16 protein-coding genes, 2 rRNA genes and 1 pseudogene are annotated in these 18,500 nt (G+C 59.9%); 8 read left to right on the top strand and 11 right to left on the bottom strand.

Annotated features, from left to right (window positions below):
- Together E1573_RS02310 and rrf are read left to right on the top strand one after the other, a co-directional pair.
- Positions 1-126 (top strand): 23S ribosomal RNA (locus E1573_RS02310); the annotation flags it as partial.
- A 135-nt stretch (positions 127-261) separates the two neighbouring features.
- Positions 262-377 (top strand): 5S ribosomal RNA (gene rrf, locus E1573_RS02305).
- Between the two features lie 282 nt (positions 378-659).
- Here rrf and queD read toward each other — a convergent pair.
- Both queD and E1573_RS02295 read right to left on the bottom strand, forming a co-directional pair.
- Positions 660-1,016 (bottom strand): 6-carboxytetrahydropterin synthase QueD, encoded by a 357-nt coding sequence (queD, locus tag E1573_RS02300; RefSeq protein ID WP_133210238.1) that lies wholly within the window; start codon positions 1,014-1,016, stop codon positions 660-662.
- Positions 1,017-1,067: 51 nt separating this feature from the next.
- On the bottom strand, positions 1,068-2,147 hold the full coding sequence (locus E1573_RS02295) for a patatin-like phospholipase family protein (RefSeq protein WP_133210236.1): 1,080 nt from the start codon (positions 2,145-2,147) through the stop codon (positions 1,068-1,070).
- A 159-nt stretch (positions 2,148-2,306) separates the two neighbouring features.
- Between E1573_RS02295 and E1573_RS02290 the strand changes: the two genes are divergently transcribed.
- From E1573_RS02290 to E1573_RS02270, 5 genes are all read left to right on the top strand, one after another.
- A complete protein-coding gene (locus E1573_RS02290; protein WP_133210234.1) occupies positions 2,307-2,615 on the top strand; it encodes a PepSY domain-containing protein in 309 nt (102 codons plus the stop codon).
- Positions 2,615-2,926 carry a PepSY domain-containing protein gene (locus E1573_RS02285; protein WP_133210232.1) on the top strand — a complete coding sequence of 104 codons (312 nt, stop codon included), beginning with the start codon at positions 2,615-2,617 and terminating at the stop codon, positions 2,924-2,926. The genes E1573_RS02290 and E1573_RS02285 overlap by 1 nt, the downstream gene beginning before the upstream one ends.
- Entirely contained in the window at positions 2,926-3,594 is a 669-nt protein-coding gene (locus E1573_RS02280) for a response regulator transcription factor (RefSeq protein ID WP_133210230.1), read from the top strand. Before E1573_RS02285 ends, E1573_RS02280 begins: the two co-directional genes overlap by 1 nt.
- Positions 3,591-4,913 carry a sensor histidine kinase gene (locus E1573_RS02275; RefSeq protein ID WP_133210228.1) on the top strand — a complete coding sequence of 441 codons (1,323 nt, stop codon included), beginning with the start codon at positions 3,591-3,593 and terminating at the stop codon, positions 4,911-4,913. Before E1573_RS02280 ends, E1573_RS02275 begins: the two co-directional genes overlap by 4 nt.
- Positions 4,914-5,063: 150 nt before the next feature.
- Positions 5,064-6,164 (top strand): polyamine ABC transporter substrate-binding protein, encoded by a 1,101-nt coding sequence (locus tag E1573_RS02270; protein ID WP_133210226.1) that lies wholly within the window; start codon positions 5,064-5,066, stop codon positions 6,162-6,164.
- A gap of 12 nt (positions 6,165-6,176) precedes the next feature.
- Here E1573_RS02270 and E1573_RS02265 read toward each other — a convergent pair whose 3' ends face one another.
- From E1573_RS02265 to E1573_RS27145, 6 genes and pseudogenes are all read right to left on the bottom strand, one after another.
- The gene (locus E1573_RS02265) at positions 6,177-7,094 is read right to left on the bottom strand and encodes an AEC family transporter (protein WP_133210224.1); all 918 of its coding nucleotides are present in this window, start codon (positions 7,092-7,094) and stop codon (positions 6,177-6,179) included.
- A gap of 109 nt (positions 7,095-7,203) precedes the next feature.
- Positions 7,204-8,070 (bottom strand): LysR family transcriptional regulator, encoded by an 867-nt coding sequence (locus tag E1573_RS02260; RefSeq protein ID WP_133210222.1) that lies wholly within the window; start codon positions 8,068-8,070, stop codon positions 7,204-7,206.
- Positions 8,071-8,118: 48 nt separating this feature from the next.
- Entirely contained in the window at positions 8,119-8,985 is an 867-nt protein-coding gene (locus E1573_RS02255; protein ID WP_133210220.1) for a proline/glycine betaine ABC transporter permease, read from the bottom strand.
- Positions 8,982-9,998 carry an ABC transporter substrate-binding protein gene (locus tag E1573_RS02250; protein WP_133210218.1) on the bottom strand — a complete coding sequence of 339 codons (1,017 nt, stop codon included), beginning with the start codon at positions 9,996-9,998 and terminating at the stop codon, positions 8,982-8,984. The genes E1573_RS02255 and E1573_RS02250 overlap by 4 nt, the downstream gene beginning before the upstream one ends.
- Before the next feature lie 116 nt (positions 9,999-10,114).
- Positions 10,115-10,870 (bottom strand): methyl-accepting chemotaxis protein, encoded by a 756-nt coding sequence (locus tag E1573_RS27150; protein ID WP_371925122.1) that lies wholly within the window; start codon positions 10,868-10,870, stop codon positions 10,115-10,117.
- A gap of 102 nt (positions 10,871-10,972) precedes the next feature.
- Positions 10,973-12,043, bottom strand: a pseudogene (locus E1573_RS27145) (HAMP domain-containing protein); the annotation flags it as partial.
- Positions 12,044-12,522: 479 nt separating this feature from the next.
- Here E1573_RS27145 and E1573_RS02240 point away from each other — a divergent pair.
- Entirely contained in the window at positions 12,523-13,842 is a 1,320-nt protein-coding gene (locus tag E1573_RS02240; protein ID WP_133210214.1) for a Na+/H+ antiporter family protein, read from the top strand.
- Positions 13,843-13,871: 29 nt separating this feature from the next.
- On the opposite strand, the gene E1573_RS02235 is transcribed toward E1573_RS02240, so the two are convergent.
- The 3 genes from E1573_RS02235 to E1573_RS02225 form a co-directional block, all read right to left on the bottom strand.
- Positions 13,872-14,879, bottom strand: coding sequence for a FecR family protein (locus E1573_RS02235; protein ID WP_133210212.1), 1,008 nt, complete (start codon positions 14,877-14,879; stop codon positions 13,872-13,874).
- 192 nt (positions 14,880-15,071) lie between these two features.
- Entirely contained in the window at positions 15,072-16,841 is a 1,770-nt protein-coding gene (locus E1573_RS02230) for an acyl-CoA dehydrogenase C-terminal domain-containing protein (protein ID WP_133210210.1), read from the bottom strand.
- Positions 16,842-16,865: 24 nt separating this feature from the next.
- Positions 16,866-18,488: an acyl-CoA synthetase gene (locus E1573_RS02225; protein ID WP_133210207.1), complete on the bottom strand. Its 1,623-nt coding sequence runs from the start codon at positions 18,486-18,488 to the stop codon at positions 16,866-16,868.
- Positions 18,489-18,500 lie beyond the last annotated feature (12 nt).

The following is an 18,500-nucleotide window of genomic DNA, read 5'->3' as shown; positions in this document are numbered from 1 at the left end:
TGAGATCTCACTGGAACCTTGAGTTCCCTGAAGGGCCGTCGAAGACTACGACGTTGATAGGTTGGGTGTGTAAGCGCTGTGAGGCGTTGAGCTAACCAATACTAATTGCCCGTGAGGCTTGACCATATAACACCCAAGCAATTTGAGCGAAAGCCAGATTGCGGTGTTGTGAAGACGAAACGAACCGAAAGTTTGCAACTCACAAACATCACATACCCGATTCGCTGGAGTGTCTAACAAGACCTTCTGGCAACAGAATTTCTTGACGACCATAGAGCATTGGAACCACCTGATCCCATCCCGAACTCAGCAGTGAAACGATGCATCGCCGATGGTAGTGTGGGGTTTCCCCATGTGAGAGTAGGTCATCGTCAAGATTAAATTCCGAAACCCCTATCTGCACATGCAGGTAGGGGTTTTGTCTTTTCCGCCGAACAAAAAACGGTAGGAGCGGGCTTGCCCCGCGAAGCTATTTCACTGGCACACCGCCTATGAAGCTGACTGAACACTGGTGCGGCGACCCGACTTGCCCCGCGATAGCAGTGTGCCAGTGAAATAGCTTCGCGGGGCAAGTCGGGTCGCCGCACCGCCGCTCCCACAAAAAGCCTGCGCATAAAAAAACCACCCCGTGGGGTGGTCTTTGCACATCCAGCGCCGGCTCAGTCGCCGTAATACTCACATCCACTGGTGCAAGTCTCGTGAATACGCACTTTGGAAAGCTCTGGCAGCAAGGGTTTAACCTGGTCCCAGATCCACTTGGCAATCACTTCGCTGGTTGGGTTTTCCAGGCCAGGAATGTCGTTCAGATAGTTGTGGTCCAACTGCTCGTAAAGCGGCTTGAAGATCGCCTTGATCTCGGCAAAGTCACGAATCCATCCGGTGTGTGGGTCCAGCGGGCCAGTCAGGTGCAGGGCAACCTTGAACGAGTGCCCGTGTAAGCGACCACACTTGTGCCCTTCAGGAACGTGCGGCAAGCGGTGTGCCGACTCGAAGGTGAACTCTTTGAAAATTTCCACGATGTCTCAACTCTGAAGCCAATGCTGGTGAGCAGTTTATCAGCATGCTCGTTACAGCGGTTGCAGTTGCTGATGTAGCTTGCCGGTTTCTACCAATTCAAGCAGTTCGTCACCCAAACGCTGGCTTTCAGCGATCGACTTGTGCCAGTAACGCTGACGGCTGCCTGCGTCTCCCATGAAGCGTTTGAAGTCGCTACGGTCTGGCAATTTGCCGTAGGGCAGACTAGCCAGGTATTGGCTCGAGGGTGCTACCAGCAATACATTTCGCAAGCGTTGGGCATCACCGCGGCGCCACGGCAGGGCTTTGTCGAACCAGCCAGGGATGACCTTGTCGGTGAAGTGCGGATAAAGCACGATGTCGTCGCCCTGGTAGGGCAAGTCCAGGTGATAGTCGAGCAGGCCGCCGTCGCGATAGGTGCCTTGGCCGACACCGGGAATATCGCGCACGCCCTCCATCACCATAGGGATGGAGCCCGAAGCCAGCAGGGCGTGGCGTAAATTACCCACATTCAATGGCAGTAAGCGGGAAGGAAAATCTGTCAGTGGTTGCAGCGGCGGGTTACTACGGGCGTCGTGCAAAACGATACGTTCGAAGTGGCGGGCCAACCGTGCGCGGCTAATCAGGTTGTCGGCAATCACGGAAGACAGGCCAGCTCCCAAGCGTGCGCGATGATCATGTGCCAGCAGCCCATGGCTTTTAACCACCATGATATTAAGGCGGTAGTCGGGGCTTTCGAGGATCTGTGCGTCGCGCCCTTGCAGCAGCTCATCGAGCATGTGCTGGCAACTGCGGGTGACTTCGGCCTGAGTTACGCCTTTGGCAAAGTCTTGCTCGGTGTACAGCTGAGCGAGCCGTTGCAGTGCTTCGACGGGGTTCGGCAGGCAGGCGCTGGCAAAGCGCCAAGAGCCAATGGATGCACCGATCAATGCCCGCTCACGGGGAGCAGCTGGCAACCAGTTGCCAAACAACGCCAGGTCAAGGCCTTGTATGCCAAGGGCTTTCGGGCCACCTGCTGCACCTGGAATGACACCCACATCGGCAGCTTGCAAACCTCGTTCGCGAATGCGCTGCAAGGCATGGCTGCCGGCTTTGAGGGTCAGGGCCGGGGACTTGATATGAATTGCGCTCATACGGGCCTCGCTGTCTGGGGCCGGCCATTATAAAGAACAGTCGTGCGGAAGTGGGGCGGGGGGTGCGCTATCATGTCGCCGATTGTTTTCAGGTTCAATTAAGTTCGGTTGGTTAATCTAGGCCTCGTAGAAACATTTTCATCTCAATGGAGAGACACTATGAAAACCCTGACTGCCCTGTTCGCCACTGCTGCCCTTGCCCTGAGCGCCAACGTTGCATTGGCTAAAGATATTCCTACCAGCGATGTGGTCAAACTGGTGCAAGCCAAGACCATCATGTCGCTGGACGACCTGAATGCTAAGGCATTGGCCAAGCACCCAGGTGCCACCATCAAAGACTCCGAGCTTGAAGACGTGTACGGCCGTTATGTTTACAAAGTCGAGCTGCGCGATGCTCAGAACGTTGAGTGGGATGTGGATCTGGACGCTAAAACCGGTGAAGTCCTGAAGGACGCTCAGGACAACTGATGAGCGTTTCTTTGCGAACCGTGTGCACGTCGCTGGTACTGCTAGCACTCTGCACACAGGTAACGGCCCGCGATCTGGACCAGGATGAGGCCCTGCAGCTGCGGCAGCAGGGCGTTATCTTACCGCTGGAAAAACTCCTCAACGACGCCCTGGGCCGCTACCCCGGGGCGAGGTTGTTGGAGGCGGAGCTGGAGCACAAGCATGGCCGCTACGAGTATGAAGTCGAGTTGTTGACCCCGGAAGGCGTGGTGCGCGAGATCAAGCTCGATGCATCCAATGGACTGTTGCTCAAAGATGAGGAAGATGACTGATGCGCCTGTTGTTGGTCGAAGATAACGTGCCGTTGGCTGACGAACTGACGCAAGGCTTGCAGCGCCAGGGCTATGCGGTCGACTGGTTGGCCGATGGCCGCGACGCGGTGTATCAGGGCAGCAGCGAGCCCTACGACCTGATCATTCTTGATCTGGGCTTACCCGGCTTGTCGGGGCTGGAAGTGTTGGCCCAGTGGCGGGCGTCTGGCCTGGCGACACCGGTGCTGATTCTCACCGCGCGCAGTTCCTGGGCAGAACGCATCGAAGGCCTGAAGGCCGGCGCCGATGACTACTTGAGCAAGCCCTTTCACGCCGAAGAGCTGATGCTACGGGTTCAGGCATTGCTGCGTCGGGCCCGCGGGCTGGCCAACCAGCCGACCCTGGAGGCTGCCGGTTTGCACTTGGATGAAGGGCGCCAATGTGTCACCCGTGACGGTGTCGATATTCAACTGACGGCTGCAGAGTTTCGCCTGCTGCGCTACTTCATGCTGCACCCACAGCAGATTCTGTCCAAGAGTCATTTGGCCGAACACCTGTATGACGGTGAAACCGAGCGCGACTCCAACGTGCTGGAGGTGCACGTCAATCACCTGCGCCGCAAGCTCGGTCGTAGTGTGATCGAGACCCATCGCGGTCAGGGTTATCGCTACGCTGGGAGCGCCGAGTGAAGTCGATTCAGGCGCGCTTGAGCCTTGGGCTGATAGCGGTATTGGTGCTGGTGGGTGTAGCACTGGCGCAGTTGAGTTTGTGGTTGTTCGAGGTGGGCCTGCAGCGCTACCTGGAGACTGGTTTGCGCAAGGAAAGCGAGAACCTGTTGATTGCCCTGGTGCGCGGTCAGTCGGGCCTTGAGCTGGATGAGCGACGGATTTCGTCGGCCTACCAGCGGCCATTCTCCGGTTATTACTTCCGCATTGATTTCGATGGCGGCAGTTGGCGCTCGCGCTCATTGTGGGACCTGGACATGCCAGCACCTGCCACCAGTGGTTTGCACACCGACCTGGAACTTGGCCCAGAGAATCAGCAGCTGTTGGTGTTGCGCAGCGATTACCGGCGTTTCGGGCAGTCGATTGCCATCAGTGTTGCCCAGGATTACACCCCGGTGCGCGATCAATTCCGGCGCATGCAGCAAATCGGTCTGGGCCTGGGCCTGCTGGCGTTGATACTGGTGTTGGTGCTGCAGCGCATTACGGTGAAGCGTTCATTGCGACCTCTTGAGCGCGTTCGTGAACAGATCGCGCAGTTGCAACAAGGCAAGCGCTCGCAACTCGACACCCAAGTGCCGAGTGAGCTCGAACCGCTGGTTGCCCAGATCAACCACTTGCTGGCCCACACCGAAGACAGCCTGCGTCGCTCGCGCAACGCCTTGGGTAATCTGGGGCATGCGCTGAAAACACCTTTGGCGGTACTGCTTAGCCTTGCGTCCAGTGACCAGCTCAAAGCTGTGCCGCAGGTGCGCGTGCAACTGCGTGAGCAACTGCAACAGATTCAGCAGCGTCTGAGCCGTGAGCTCAATCGCGCCCGGCTGGCAGGCGATGCCTTGCCAGGCGCACAATTTGACTGTGATGCTGAACTGCCGGGGTTGCTGTCTACCTTGAGCATGATCCACGGCGACGGGTTGCAGTTAAGCCAGCATGTGCCTTCGGGGTTACTGCTGCCCTGGGACCGCGAAGACTTGCTCGAACTGCTCGGTAACCTGTTGGACAACGCCTGCAAATGGGCAGACAGTGACGTTCAACTGAGTATTGAGGCGTTGCCCGAGCATTATGTACTGATGGTCGATGACGATGGTCCGGGTATTCCTGTTTCCGAGCGTGAGCAGGTCCTTGAGCGCGGCACCCGCCTGGATGAACAGGTCGATGGCCATGGGTTGGGGCTGGGTATTGTCCGTGACATCGTCGACGTCTGGGGTGGGCAGATGTCGCTGCTGGACAGTCCTTTGGGCGGTTTGCGGGTCAGCATCGAGTTACCGCGTCGGCCAGGCCCGTGATGTTTACCCAGGTCACACTGACGGGGCTGCCAACAGGGCAGTCCTGGTCAATGAAAATTGGCCATTACGATCTCTTTTTGGCCAACCTCACACTGTAATCCGGCAAAACCCTCAGCAAAAATCAGGTGGCCAATCTCAGGGGAATTATCCATGGTCACACTGAAACGTATGCTTGCTGTCAGCGCTGGGGCACTGACGTTGTTGGCCGGCGCTGTGCATGCTGAAGTGCGGGAGTTGAGGGTGTACAACTGGGCAGACTACATGCTGCCGTCGGTGCCCAAGGACTTTGCGGCCCAATCCGGGATCAAGGTGACCTGGGACACCTTCGACACCAACGAGTCGCTGGAAGCTAAATTGCTTACCGGCAACTCGGGATACGATCTGGTCGTGCCTTCGAACCAGTTCCTCGACACCCAGATCAAGGCGGGCGTTTTCCAGAAGCTGGACAAGAGCAAGCTGCCCAACTGGAGCCACCAAGACCCGGTACTGCTTAAGCTGCTCGACAAGAATGACCCTGGCAACCAGTACGGCGTGCCCTACATGTACGGTACTGTGCTGATCGGCTTCAACCCGGCTAAGGTCAAGGCGGCGTTGGGCGAACAGGCACCGGTAGACAGCTGGGATCTGGTGTTCAAGCCCGAGAACATGGAGAAACTCAAGTCGTGCGGCGTGGCCATGCTCGATTCGCCATCGGAAATTCTGCCGCTGGCCTTGCATTACCTCGGCCTCGACCCTAACAGCCAGAACCCGGATGACTACGAAAAAGCCAAGGCCTTGATGCTCAAGGTCCGTCCGTATGTGACCTATTTCAACTCCGCCAAATACATGACTGACATTGCCAACGGCGACATCTGTGTCGCCATCGGCTACTCGGGGAGCTTTTACCAGTTCGGTAACCGCGCCAAAGAGGCAGGCAACGGCGTAGTAGTCGATTGGCGCTTGCCGAAAGAGGGGGCACCGATCTGGTTCGATACCTTCGCGATTCCGAAGAGCGCGAAGAACGTCGCCGAAGCACACGAGTTCCTCAACAACCTGATGGAGCCCAAAGTCATCGCGCCGATCAGTGATTTCCTCGGCTATCCCAACGCCAACAAAGACTCGTTGGCGCTGATCAAGCCAGAAATTACCGGCAACCCGAACCTCACCCCCACTCAGGATGCGCTGGCAAGGCTGTATGTGGTTCAGCCATTACCGCAAAAGCTTGAGCGTGTGCGCACCCGCGTCTGGACCAGCATCAAGTCGGACAAGTAACCCACGCCAGGTTCAGACCAGAGTCAGGCTCAGCATGGCTGGCAGCGTCAGTGCTGCCAGCAGTGTCTGCAAGGCAATGATGTTGGCCATCAGCGGGGCATTGCCACCCATTTGCCGGGCCATCACATAAGATGACGAGGCTGTGGGCAATGCCTGAAACAATAACGCGATAATCGCGGCCTGGCCGCTGAGCCCAAGTGCCCGGCAAACACCAAAGGTGGTCAGTGGCAGCACCACAAACTTGAACGCCGAAGCCATCAACAGCGGGCGCGGGTTCAACCCCTGAGCGCTGCTCCCCAATGCTGCGCCGACGCACAACAGGCCCAACGGCAAGGCAGCCTGACCCAATGCCTTGAGTGTCGGTTCGATGCCAGCAGGCAGGCCGATACCGCTCAGGCGCAAACCGATACCGAGCGCGCAACCGACAATCAGCGGGTTACTGCAGATCGCCTTGATCACCGCGCGAACCGAGCTGCGCGTGCCACTGTAGCGGGCGAAGACCAGCACACACAGCACATTCACCGTCGGCACGATGGCCGCATTGGCCACTGCCGCCAGGGCGATGCCGCCAGTGCCATAGATACCGGCGGCCAATGTTGCGCCAATGTAGTTGTTGAAGCGTATGCCGCCCTGGAACACCGAGGTGAAGCTGGCATCGTCGCTGGCGACCAGACCTTTGCACAGCACGATTAAGATGGCACCGATCAAGGTCGAGAGCAGCAGCACGGCCACCATGTCGAACACCGGCAAACCCGTCAGGTCTGCGGTGGCCAGGCCATGCATGAACAGCGCGGGCAACAGCACGAAGTAACTCAGGCGCTCGGCAGCAGGCCAGAAGCTTTCGCCAAGAAAACCCAGCAGGCGAAGCCCGCGGCCCAAGGCAATTAACAAGGCGATGGGCACAATGGTGGCGAGGATCAAGTTCAGCATCAGGCGATTTCCTTGTAAGACGGTGCTCCCTGGCAGGAGTCGACTCAGGCTAGCCTGTGGCACTGAAAGAAAAAAACGCTGAATTCTCAATCAACCGTTGAGAAAAACTTCATGGTTCGCCCAGTACCGCTGTCAGTGCAGCGGTCAGGTGGCGTCGGCGGCTGTTGGCATGCTCAAGCAGGCCGACATGACGCACGCGCTGGGGCTCGCCAAACGGCAGCAGCGTCACCGCCGGCAAGCGCTGTAGGTCTTCATCCGCCAGAGGGACGATGGCCACACCCAGGCCCATCGAGGCCATGTGCGTCAGCGCTTGCTGGCTGTCCAGCTCCATCTGCTCGCTGACCACCAACTGCTGTTTGCGCAGTTCCTGTTCAATGATGCGCCCAGCCCAGGCGCGCTTGTCAAAACGCAGGAACGGCTGGCTCGCGAGCAGTTCGCGCAGGCTCAATCCGGCATAGTCCGGGCCGGCCACAGCCCAGAAGCGGTTCTGATAGAGCGGGGTAAAGCTCAGGTTCGCCGGGTAGGGTGGCACGGGTTCGGTGGTGATCGCGGCATCCAGCTCACCGTCTTCGACCCGTCGGGCCAGCTCGGCAGACATACCCGAAAGCACACTGATGTGCAGGTGCGGGTGTTCAGCCTTGATCTGTACCAGGGCAGCAGGCAAGCGCCCGGCCAGTGCAGTCTGAATGGCTCCGATCTTCAGGCGGCCGCGCAGGCCCGGGCCGCTGACCAGCGCGTCGGCCATGTCATCGTAAGCGGCCAGAATGCCTTCGGCGCGCTCAACTGCCAGGTGCCCGGCGGGCGTCAAGCAGACTTGCCGCCGACTGCGGTCGAACAGGCTGACCTGCAGCTCTTCTTCAAGGCTGCGGATATGCAGACTGACTGCAGACGGTGTCAGGCTCAGAACATCTGCCGCACGGGCGAAGGTGCCGTGACGGGCGATGGTGACCAAGGTGCGCAAGGCTTTGAGCGACAAACGCAGGCTCCGGTTGTGCCGAGGTGAGGGCGTCCATGATGGCGTCGATCAACGTTGATTGAAAGCACCCGCTTTCGGCTGGCCATAGGCCTGGGTGATCCGGTCAATGACCATTGCCAGCGCGACGATTGCCAGGCCGGCTTCAACGCCCTTGCCAACGTTGAGGGTCTGAATGCCTGCCAGTACATCTTCGCCCAGGCCCCGGGCGCCAATCATTGAAGCGACCACTACCATCGACAAGGCCATCATCACCGACTGGTTGAGCCCGGCCATGATGCTCGGCATCGCCAGTGGCAGCATCACTCGACGCAGCCGTTGCCAGCGCCCGGCACCCAGCCCTTGGGCGGCCTGGGTCAACGATGGGTCGATCTGCGACAAGCCCAGTTCGGTCAGGCGGATCAGTGGCGGCAGGGCGTAGATCAAGGTGGCGAAAATTGCCGGGACTTTACCCAGGCCAAACAGCATCAGCACCGGGATCAGGTAGACGAAGCTGGGCAGGGTCTGCATGACGTCGAGCACCGGCATCATCAACTGCCGTACCCGTGGACGGCTGGCCAGCAATACGCCGAAGGGCACACCGATCAGGATGCACAGCCCGGTGCTCACCAGCACCAGGGCACAGGTTTGCAGGAGTTTGTCCCACAGGCCCATCACGCCAATCAGAAACAGCAGGCCGGTCAGCACCAGCGCACGCAGGAGGCTGCGGCTGGCATGCCAGGTGAGTAGCGCGACGATCAGCAGCAGTAGCCACCAAGGCGTCGCCCGCAGCAGATTTTCCAGGCCGACCAGCAGTTGCAGCAGGCCATCAGAAACACCGCGCAATTGGTCGCCGTAAGCCAGTACCAACCAGTCGACAAAGCGATTGACCGCATCCGCGAAGGAGAAGTGCAGGGCTGGCGGGAAGCCTTCGCTCACAGGCCAGCCTCGACGCGCTCGGCGACTTCAGTGGGCAGCCAGGCCTTCCAGATATCCGGGTGATCGCGCATGAAGCGTTGCGCGGCAGCCTTGGCGGGCTCGCGGCTTTCGCTCATGTGCGCCAGGGCCTTGTTCAAGGTCTCGATCGGTAGATCGACACGGCTGAACACGTCGACCAGTTCCGGGTACTCCTGGCGAAAAGGGGCAGAGATACCGATGGAGAGCTTGGCGGGCAGTGAGCGGGTGCCTTGCGGATTAGGGTTGTTGGCATCGGTCAGGGTCTTCCAGGCTGCTTCATTGAAGGCTGGCTCTTGCAGGCGCACCAACGCAAAGCGGCCCATCAACGGGGTGGGGGACCAGTAGTAGAACACCACCGGTTTACCGCGGCGGATCGCTGAGGTGATTTCGGCGTCCAGGGCAGCGCCGGAGCCACTGCGGAAATTGACGTAGTCCTGCTCCAGACCATAGGCCTTGAGCTTCTGGCTGTTGACCGTTTCAGAAGTCCAGCCGCTGGGGCTGTTGAGGAAACGGCCCTTGTCGGGGCTTTCCGGATCGGCGAACACCGCTTTGTATTGTTTCAGATCGCTTACCGTGCGCAGCTCGGGCGCCAATGGCTTGATATCGCGAGCCGGGTCACCCTTGATCACGTAGGCAGGGACATACCAGCCTTCATCGGCGTGTTTGACCGTGTCGCCAACGGCAAACACTTGACCGGCCTGCTCGGCCTTGACCCAGGCCGGGCTACGACCGGCCCATTCTTCGGCGATCACCTGGATGTCGTTGCGTGCTAGCGCCACTTCCATGCTCACGGTGCTGCCAGGGAGGGTGTCGGTGGGGTAGCCGTAACCCTTTTCAACGATCAGGCGCAGGATCTCAGTGGTCAGCGCCCCGCTTTCCCAAGTGATGTCGCCAAAGTGAATGGGCGCCCGCTCAGCGGCCACTGCGGCGTTGCTGTTGCCAGCCAGACTCAGGGCCAGCAGCAGGCCAGCCAGCAGCGTCGGGATGTTCTTCATCGGAGCCTCGTCGTTGGCGGGTCTACAGGTTGGGGCAAGTGTAGACGACGAGGGGAAGGGGGCGTTCTGGGCGGTAGCAGGTGCCACGCGCCCAGAGATAAGCAGGAGGGTTTGTCTCAGACGCGGAACTGATCCATCAGGCTTTGCTGCTGGTTGGCCAGGCTGTTGAGCGACTGGCTGACACGGGCCGATTCATTGGCCTGGCCCGAAAGCGACTCGGTCACGTCACGGATGGTCGCGACGTTGTTGTTGATCTCTTCGGCGACCGCGCTTTGTTCTTCGGCGGCGCTGGCGATCTGCAGGTTCATGTCGCTGATCACCGTCACCGCATCGCCGATCTGCTGCAGGGCGGTGACCGCCTGGCCGACTTGCTCGACGCTGCCTTGAGCCTGGCGGTGGCTGCTGTCCATGGCACCGACCACTTCGCGGGTGCCCGCTTGCAGCTCCTCGATGACCTGACGGGTTTCTTCCACCGACTCCTGAGTGCGGCGGGCCAGGTTGCGTACTTCATCGGCAACCACTGCGAAGCCACGACCGGCTTCACCCGCGCGGGCCGCTTCGATGGCTGCGTTGAGCGCCAGCAGGTTGGTCTGTTCGGCGATGGAGCGAATGACTTCCAGTACCGAACCGATTTTCTCGCTGTTTTCAGCCAGGCCTTCGACCTGGGTCATCGCGGTGCTCATGTCCGCCGCCAGGGTGTCGATGCTGGTGGTAGTACGGTCGATGACGGCCAGCCCCTGACGGGTCGCCTGATCGGCCTCACGCGCGGCCTGGGCGGCTTGTGCGGCGCTACGGGCAACATCCTGGGCGGTGGCGCTCATTTCATGGGAGGCCGTGGCCACCTGATCGACCTGACGGTATTGCTGTTCCATACCGGCACTGGTCTGGCTGGCGATGGCCGAAGACTGGTCGGCCGTGTCGCGCGCGGCCTGCACCGAGCGTTTGACCTCGGCAATGGTTGGCTGCAGCTTATCGAGGAAGCGGTTGAACCAACCGGCCAGCTCGCCCAGCTCGTCACGTTTGTCGTAGTGCAGGCGGCGGGTCAGGTCGCCTTCGCCGCTGGCGATGTCTTTGAGCATGGCGGCGACACCGAGAATCGGCCGGGTCACGCTGCGCGCCATCAGCCAGATCAGCAGCAAGCCGACGATGGCCGCTACGGCGCCCAGTACCAGCTCAACCAAAGTGCCGCTGGTATTGCTGCGGTCGAGTTCCTGCTTGAGGGTTTCGGCCGGGGCAGTCAGGGCGCTTTCCGGTACATCGAGCAACACCCCCCACGACTTGCCGCCGGGGATTGGCGCGAACGAAGCCAGCACCTTCAAGCGCTGCTTGTGATGAATGCTGTGCAGAGGTGTGCTGTCTGACAGCAGTCGAATCAGCTCGGCACCTTTCTCGCTGTCGACCTGGTCAAAGCGCTGCGCGAGTTTGCCGGCATCTGGGCTATAGCCGGCCAACAGGCCGACGGGGCTGAGGATGCTGACTTGAGTCTGGCCCTGGTAGAGGTTGCGGCTGGCCTGCTGACTCATGGCCTGCAGGCTGTTCAGGTTGATGTCGATCGACAGGGTCGCGATCACTTTGCCGGCGGCCATCAGCGGAAACACGATGCTGGTCATCAGCACTTGTTGGCCATTGATCTCATAGAAGTAGGGCTCGATGACGCAGGTTTTGCCAGTGGTGCGCGGGCACACCGACCAGGTGTTGACCGGCTCGCCACTCGGGCCGATGCTGGTGTCGGCCATGTCTTTTTCCGGCAGGGCCATGGAGGTCAGCTGGCCTGGGGTAGGCTGCGACCAGTACAGGGCAAAGCGGCCTGTTTCGTTGCTGCCCAGCGCCTCCTGGTTCACAAACAACTCGTCTTTGTTGTCCAGCGCATTGGGCTCGAACACCAGCGACAGGCCAAGCAACTCGGGGTTGGCTTGCAGGGCGGCACGTACCTGGCGAGTCAGATCTTCGCGCAGGTCGAAGGCATCGAGAAAGCGCTTTTCCGCCTGCTCACGCAGGAACAGTACCTGACGGGAGAAGCCCGCACCGTACTGGTAGGCATCCATGAACTGGCGACGAATGTTCAAGGCCTGAACTTCACCCTGGGATTCGATGCGCCCTTGGGCTGCTTCAGTGAGCATCTGCATGCTACTGGTTTTAACCAGTTCCGAGCTGTGTTCCATGCGGTACAGCGAAAGGCCCACCAGCAGGGTAACGATGCTGGCCAGGCACAAACCGGCCAGCAGGGTGATTTTCCACTGAATGGAAAGCTGTCTGAATGACATGGTGAAGTCCTTTGATCTGAAAAAGATTGAGGCTGCCGACGTTATCGGCGGTTTTGCCGCGTTCTTGATTCAAACGATCAATTTAAATGCGCCGTTTTCGTTCATTCCTACGACGCTTGTTGAGTAATGCGCTTTGACAAGCGAAGGGGGCTGCTTCAGAGTGTGCGCCCTCCATAACAATACCTATCGTTCGGCCGCTGCTTCTAAGTAGTTCGTCGCCGGCTCGGTCGCTTTTTGTCTGGTTTCTAGAGGTCACAGGAATGAATGCAGTAATTGCCGCGGTCGGCATCATGCTGATATTGAGTTTGTCCCGCGTGCATGTGGTGATTGCCCTGATCGTCGGCGCGCTGGCGGGCGGGCTGGTGGGTGGCCTGGGAATTGAAGGCACGCTCAAGGCCTTCAACGGTGGCTTGGGCGGTGGGGCTACGGTTGCCTTGTCATATGCCTTGCTCGGTGCATTTGCTGTGGCGATTGCCAAGTCCGGCATGGCCCATGCCCTGGCGGACCGTATCCTGGCGATGGTGGGCCAGCAAGGGCATGCCAATGGCGGCAAGGTCAAATGGCTGCTGATCGGCTTGCTGCTGGTGGTGGCTATTTCCTCGCAGAACATTCTGCCGATCCACATTGCCTTTATTCCGTTGCTGGTGCCGCCACTGCTCTACGTGCTGACCAAGCTGCAGATCGACCGGCGCTTGGTGGCGTGTGTGATGACCTTCGGTTTGATCACACCGTATATGTTCCTGCCGGTCGGTTTCGGCAACATCTTCCTCAACGAAATCCTGCTGGCCAACGTCAGCCGTAGCGGGGTGGATGTCAGTGGTGTCAATGTGACCCACGCCATGGCCATTCCGGCGGCTGGCATGCTGTTTGGGCTCCTGCTGGCGGTATTCTTCAGCTACCGCAAAAAGCGTGTCTACGACCTGGAAAAAATCGAGCAGGTCGAGCAGGTGGCAGTGCGCTACAACCCGCTGACCTTGCTGGTGGCCGGTGTGGCTATTGCGGCGGCGTTCATCATTCAGTTGTGGCTGGACTCGATGATCATCGGGGCGATGGCCGGCTTTCTGATTTTCTCGGTGTCCGGCATCGTGCGCTGGAAAGAAACCGATGACCTGTTTACCGAAGGCATGAAGATGATGGCCATGATCGGCTTCATCATGATTGCCGCCTCCGGCTTTGCCGAGGTCATGAAGGCGACCGGTGAGGTCAAGAGCCTGGTGGAAACCTCTGCCCTGTGGATCGACCACAGCAAGGGCATTGGTGCCTTGCTGATGCTGTTGGTGGGGCTGCTGGTGACGATGGGTATCGGCTCGTCGTTTTCCACTGTACCGATTCTTGCCGCGATCTTCGTACCGCTGTGCGTTCAGCTAGGTTTCGACCCGGTCGCCACCGTCTGCATCGTGGGCACCGCCGGTGCCTTGGGTGATGCTGGTTCACCAGCTTCGGATTCCACCCTGGGCCCGACCTCGGGCTTGAACGTGGATGGCCAGCATCACCACATCTGGGACACCGTGGTGCCGACCTTCATTCACTACAACTTGCCGTTGCTGGCCTTCGGCTGGCTGGCGGCAATGATGCTGTAGTGAGCAAGTTGCGGGGTTGAGCACAAGGCTCAGCCCCGTGCGGGCGGTGGTGCGATATGGTTGAGGAGCATGCTGCCGTCTTTGTTGCGGGTCAGGTAAACCGGCAACACCTTGGGCAGATTGCTGACCAGACGCTTGATCTGGTGGGTGTCGTAGACGCCACTGATACGAATGTTGCCGGTACTTTCGTCTGCCAGCAGTAATGGCGCGTCCAGATAGCGGTTGATCTGCGGCAGCGCCTGGGCAAGGCTCAGGTTATCGAGCACCAACTTGCCATTGCGCCACGCCAGGCTGGTGTCGTGGGCGTAGGTCTGGCTCAGGCGTGGCTCAAAGTCACCAGCCTGATAGCTGGCTTGCATGCCAGGGCCCAGGCGGTAGCCGCCATCGGCATCGCGGGCTTCGCTGCTGACCAATACCGAGCCTTCGACCAGGGTCACTTTGACCTGATCTTCATACTTCCACACATTGAACTGGGTACCCGTCACACGGGTTTGACCCTGCGCGGCGTGGACGATGAACGGGTGCTGGCTGTCGTGTTTAACCTTGAAAAAGGCTTCACCCTTGACCAGCGTGACCTTGCGTACGTCCTTGTAGTTGGTAAAGCGCAACTCGGTGCCCAGGTTCAGTTCAACCTGGCTGCCGTCGCGCAGGAGCACATGGCTGATGGTGTCGCCACTTTCCAGGTGTTGGTAACTGTTGGGCAGCCAGCCTTGTTCCCAACCGATCCAGGCACCTGCCGGTAAGGCCACTAAGGCAATTGCCGCCGCCGAGGCATAGTGACGCCATGCGCTTCGGCGGCGCAGGGGGAGGGTGATGACCTTGCCAGGTGTGGCGCTGCGAGGCAGATGATCGGCCGTTTGCCAGATGTCCTGCATGGCCTCGTATTCCTGGGCATGCAGTGGATCAGCGGCCAGCCACTGTTCAAATGCCTGACGTTCGGCGGGCGTGCAGTCTTCGGCGTGCAAGCGCATGCACCACTGCGCAGCGGCATCGGTAATGGCATCGTATTCGTCGGCGCTGTGGCTGGTGTGGTTCATCTAGGCTCCCGGTTTTGCCTATTCTACCTCTGCAGGGTAGGCGGGGAGAACCCGAGATAATGGCGAATGACTATCATTTGTAGAGTTTTTTGCTACCAAAAGTCTTACAAATTCACCGAGTTCGCAGCGTTACCCCGCCACATGACGGGGTAAGCCGCGCAGCCGTGATCGACCGCCGCTCATTAAGCGGCTTCAGAACTGCTCGGCAGCCAGGCCGAACAGTGAGGTGCTACCTGCACGAATGCTGGCGTGCAGCGACAGGCTGCGAGGCAGCAGGCGGGCAAAGAAGAAGGCAGCGGTGGCACGTTTTGCCCCGTAGAACGCCGGGTCGTCTGCCAGCTTCGACGCCGCCACGCTGTCCATCCGTGCCCACATGTAGGCGTAGGCGGCATAACCGAATAGCTGCAGGTATTCGACCGAGGCCGCGCCTACCGCATTGGCATCGCTGTCGGCTTGATCACGCAGCCATTGGCTGATGCTTTCCAGGTCAGCGATTGCCTTGAGCAGCGCCTCGCGATACGGCGTGTCGCCTTCACAGAACTGACGAATCTGCCCGGTGAATTCAGCCAGGGCCCTGCCACCGTCCGCCACGACCTTACGACCCAACAGGTCGAGGGCCTGGATGCCGTTGGTGCCTTCGTAGATTTGTGCGATGCGTACATCACGCACCAATTGTTCCTGGCCCCATTCGCGGATATAGCCGTGACCACCGAATACCTGCTGGCCGAGCACGCAGCTTTCCAGGCCGGTGTCGGTGAAAAATGCCTTGGCCACCGGTGTCAGCAGTGCCACCTGGCGTTGAGCCAGTTCTCGTTCTTCGGCGTGTTCTGCGTACTTGGCGATGTCCAACTGTTGCCCGACGTAGGTGGCAAAGGCCCGCCCACCTTCGTTCAAGGCCCGCATCGTCAGCAGCATGCGTCGCACATCGGGGTGAACAATGATCGGGTCGGCAATCTTCTCACGCGCCTGTGCGCCAGTAGCCGCACGGCTTTGCAGGCGGTCCTGAGCGTAGCGTGCAGCGTTTTGATACGAGGCCTCAGCGCAGCCAATCCCTTGAATGCCAATCGACAGGCGCTCGTAGTTCATCATCGTGAACATCGCTGCCAGCCCGCGGTTGGCTTCGCCAATCAAGTAACCGGTGGCACCGTCGAAGTTCATCACACAGGTGGCTGAAGCCTTGATGCCCATCTTGTGTTCGAGCGAGCCGCAATGCGCCGGGTTGCGGGCGCCGAGGCTGCCGTCGGTGTTAACCAGAAACTTGGGCACCAGAAACAACGAGATGCCTTTGGGCCCTGCCGGAGCATCCGGCAGTTTGGCCAGCACCAGGTGGATGATGTTGTCGGTCAGGTCCTGCTCACCACCGGTGATGAAGATTTTCGTGCCGCTGATACGGTAGCTGCCATCAGCGTTGGGTTCGGCCTTGGTGCGGATGATCCCCAGGTCGGTACCGGCGTGCGGTTCGGTCAGGCACATGGTGCCCGCCCACTGGCCGCTGTACAGCGGTGGCAGGTAGGTGGCCTTCAGTTCTTCGCTGGCGTGGGCGTCCAACGCCAGGCAGCAACCGGCGCTTAGCGCCGAGTAGAGGCTGAAGCTGCAGTTGGCGGCATAGAGCATTTCTTCGAACTGCACGGCGAGCATTTTCGGCATGCCCAGGCCACCCAGTTCGGGGTTGCCAGCCAAGCCGACCCAGCCGCCTTCACGGTAGGTCTGCCAAGCTTGGGCAAAGCCGTCAGGGGTACGCACCTGGCCATTGTCGAAGGTTACGCCTTGTTCATCGCCGCTACGGTTGAGAGGGGCAATCAACTGGCCGGTAATTTTCGCCGCTTCTTCAAGAATGGCATCGGCGGTGTCGGCGTCTACCCGTTCGGCCAGGGCAGGCAGGCGGGCCCACAGGGCAGGGCCTTGGAACACTTCGTGTAGGACAAAGCGCATGTCGCGCAACGGAGCATTGAATTCGGGCATACAGAGTCTCGCTTTAAAAAGGGGTCAGAGCGCCTTGGCCCAGTCGCGCAACAGGTACTTCTGGATCTTGCCGGTAGAGGTTTTCGGCAGTTCGCGGAACACTACGGTCTTGGGCAGTTTGAAGCCAGCCAGGTGCTCGCGGCAGAAGCTGATGATGTCGGCCTCAAGTGTCTGCTCGCAGCCTGCTTTGAGGGTGATGTAGGCGCAGGGCGTCTCGCCCCATTTTTCGTCCGGGCGGGCGACCACTGCGGCTTCCAGTACGGCCGGGTGTTTGTACAAAGTGTCTTCGACCTCGATGGTCGAGATGTTCTCGCCGCCGGAGATGATGATGTCTTTGAGCCGGTCCTTGATCTCGACATAGCCGTCGGCATGCCAGACCGCCAGGTCGCCGGTGTGGAACCAACCGCCGCGGAAGGCTTGTGCTGTAGCTTCGGGGTTTTTCAGGTAGCCCTTCATGACCGTGTTGCCGCGCATGAAAATCTCGCCCAAGGTGTTGCCGTCACGTTGCACCGGTTCCATGGTTTTCGGGTCGGCGACCATCAGGCCTTCAAGGGTCGGGTAGCGCACGCCTTGGCGGGATTTGATCCGGGCGCGCTCGGCCAGCGGTTGCTCGTCCCATTCGGCGTGCCAGGCGCACACGGTCACCGGGCCATAAACTTCGGTCAGGCCGTAGACGTGGGTGACTTTGATGCCCATTTCTTCGACCGCGCCAATGACTTTAGCCGGTGGTGCGGCACCCGCCACCATGGCGTTCACCGGGTGGTCGATAGCGGCTTTGGCAGAGTCGGGCATATTGATCAGGGCGTTGAGCACGATGGGTGCGCCGCACAAGTGGGTAACCTGATGCTCGCGGATCAGGGTCAGGATCCGCTGTGGATCGACACGTCGCAGGAACACATGGGTACCGGCCAGGGCGGTAACGGTCCAGGGGTAGCACCAGCCGTTGCAGTGGAACATCGGCAGGGTCCACAGGTACACCGGGTGGTTACCCATGGCCCAGGTCATCTGGTTGCCCAGCGCGTTGAGGTAGGCGCCGCGGTGGTGGTAAACCACCCCTTTGGGATTGCCGGTGGTGCCGGAAGTGTAGTTCAGGGAGATGGCCTGCCACTCGTCTTCGGGCCACTGCCAGGCGAATTCGGGGTCGCCCTCGGCAAGGAAGGCTTCGTAATCCAGCTCACTGACCGCCTGGCCTTCGCCGTATTCCGGGTCGTCCACATCAACCACCAGCGGCGGGTGTTCCATCAGTGCCAACGCCGCAGCGATGACCTTGTGGAATTCGCGGTCGGTGATCAGTACCTTGGCTTCGCCGTGTTCAAGCATGAACGCAATGGCTTCAGCGTCCAGGCGTACGTTCAAGGCATTGAGCACGGCACCGATCATCGGAACGCCAAAATGCGCTTCCAGCATGGCCGGGATGTTCGGCAGCATTACCGCCACCGTGTCACCCTGGCCGATACCGCGTCCGGCCAGGGCGCTGGCCAGGCGGCGGGAACGTTCATAGGTTTGTTGCCAGTTGCGCCGGATAGCGCCGTGGATCACCGCCGGGTATTGGCCGTAGACGGCAGCCGTGCGTTCGATAAAGCTCAGAGGGCTAAGGGCTTGGTGATTGACAGGGGCGGGCGCCAGGCCCTGGGAGAAAATCGACATGAAGTGTTCCTG

The organism is Pseudomonas sp. H9, assembly GCF_004353925.1.
In the GTDB taxonomy this organism is placed as follows: domain Bacteria; phylum Pseudomonadota; class Gammaproteobacteria; order Pseudomonadales; family Pseudomonadaceae; genus Aquipseudomonas.
The sequence above is the reverse complement of the archived record's forward strand: the minus strand, read 5'-3'. Positions and strand labels throughout refer to the sequence as shown.

What these genes read in the sequence shown, in the direction of transcription:
- E1573_RS02295 (WP_133210236.1), bottom strand. Translation starts at nt 2,147, where the DNA reads ATGAGCGCAATTCATATCAAGTCCCCGGCCCTGACCCTCAAAGCCGGC.
- E1573_RS02270 (WP_133210226.1), top strand. Translation starts at nt 5,064, where the DNA reads ATGGTCACACTGAAACGTATGCTTGCTGTCAGCGCTGGGGCACTGACG.
- E1573_RS02265 (WP_133210224.1), bottom strand. Translation starts at nt 7,094, where the DNA reads ATGCTGAACTTGATCCTCGCCACCATTGTGCCCATCGCCTTGTTAATT.
- E1573_RS02285 (WP_133210232.1), top strand. Translation starts at nt 2,615, where the DNA reads ATGAGCGTTTCTTTGCGAACCGTGTGCACGTCGCTGGTACTGCTAGCA.
- E1573_RS27150 (WP_371925122.1), bottom strand. Translation starts at nt 10,870, where the DNA reads ATGGAACAGCAATACCGTCAGGTCGATCAGGTGGCCACGGCCTCCCAT.
- E1573_RS02240 (WP_133210214.1), top strand. Translation starts at nt 12,523, where the DNA reads ATGAATGCAGTAATTGCCGCGGTCGGCATCATGCTGATATTGAGTTTG.
- E1573_RS02280 (WP_133210230.1), top strand. Translation starts at nt 2,926, where the DNA reads ATGCGCCTGTTGTTGGTCGAAGATAACGTGCCGTTGGCTGACGAACTG.
- E1573_RS02230 (WP_133210210.1), bottom strand. Translation starts at nt 16,841, where the DNA reads ATGCCCGAATTCAATGCTCCGTTGCGCGACATGCGCTTTGTCCTACAC.
- E1573_RS02250 (WP_133210218.1), bottom strand. Translation starts at nt 9,998, where the DNA reads ATGAAGAACATCCCGACGCTGCTGGCTGGCCTGCTGCTGGCCCTGAGT.
- E1573_RS02290 (WP_133210234.1), top strand. Translation starts at nt 2,307, where the DNA reads ATGAAAACCCTGACTGCCCTGTTCGCCACTGCTGCCCTTGCCCTGAGC.
- E1573_RS02235 (WP_133210212.1), bottom strand. Translation starts at nt 14,879, where the DNA reads ATGAACCACACCAGCCACAGCGCCGACGAATACGATGCCATTACCGAT.
- E1573_RS02225 (WP_133210207.1), bottom strand. Translation starts at nt 18,488, where the DNA reads ATGTCGATTTTCTCCCAGGGCCTGGCGCCCGCCCCTGTCAATCACCAA.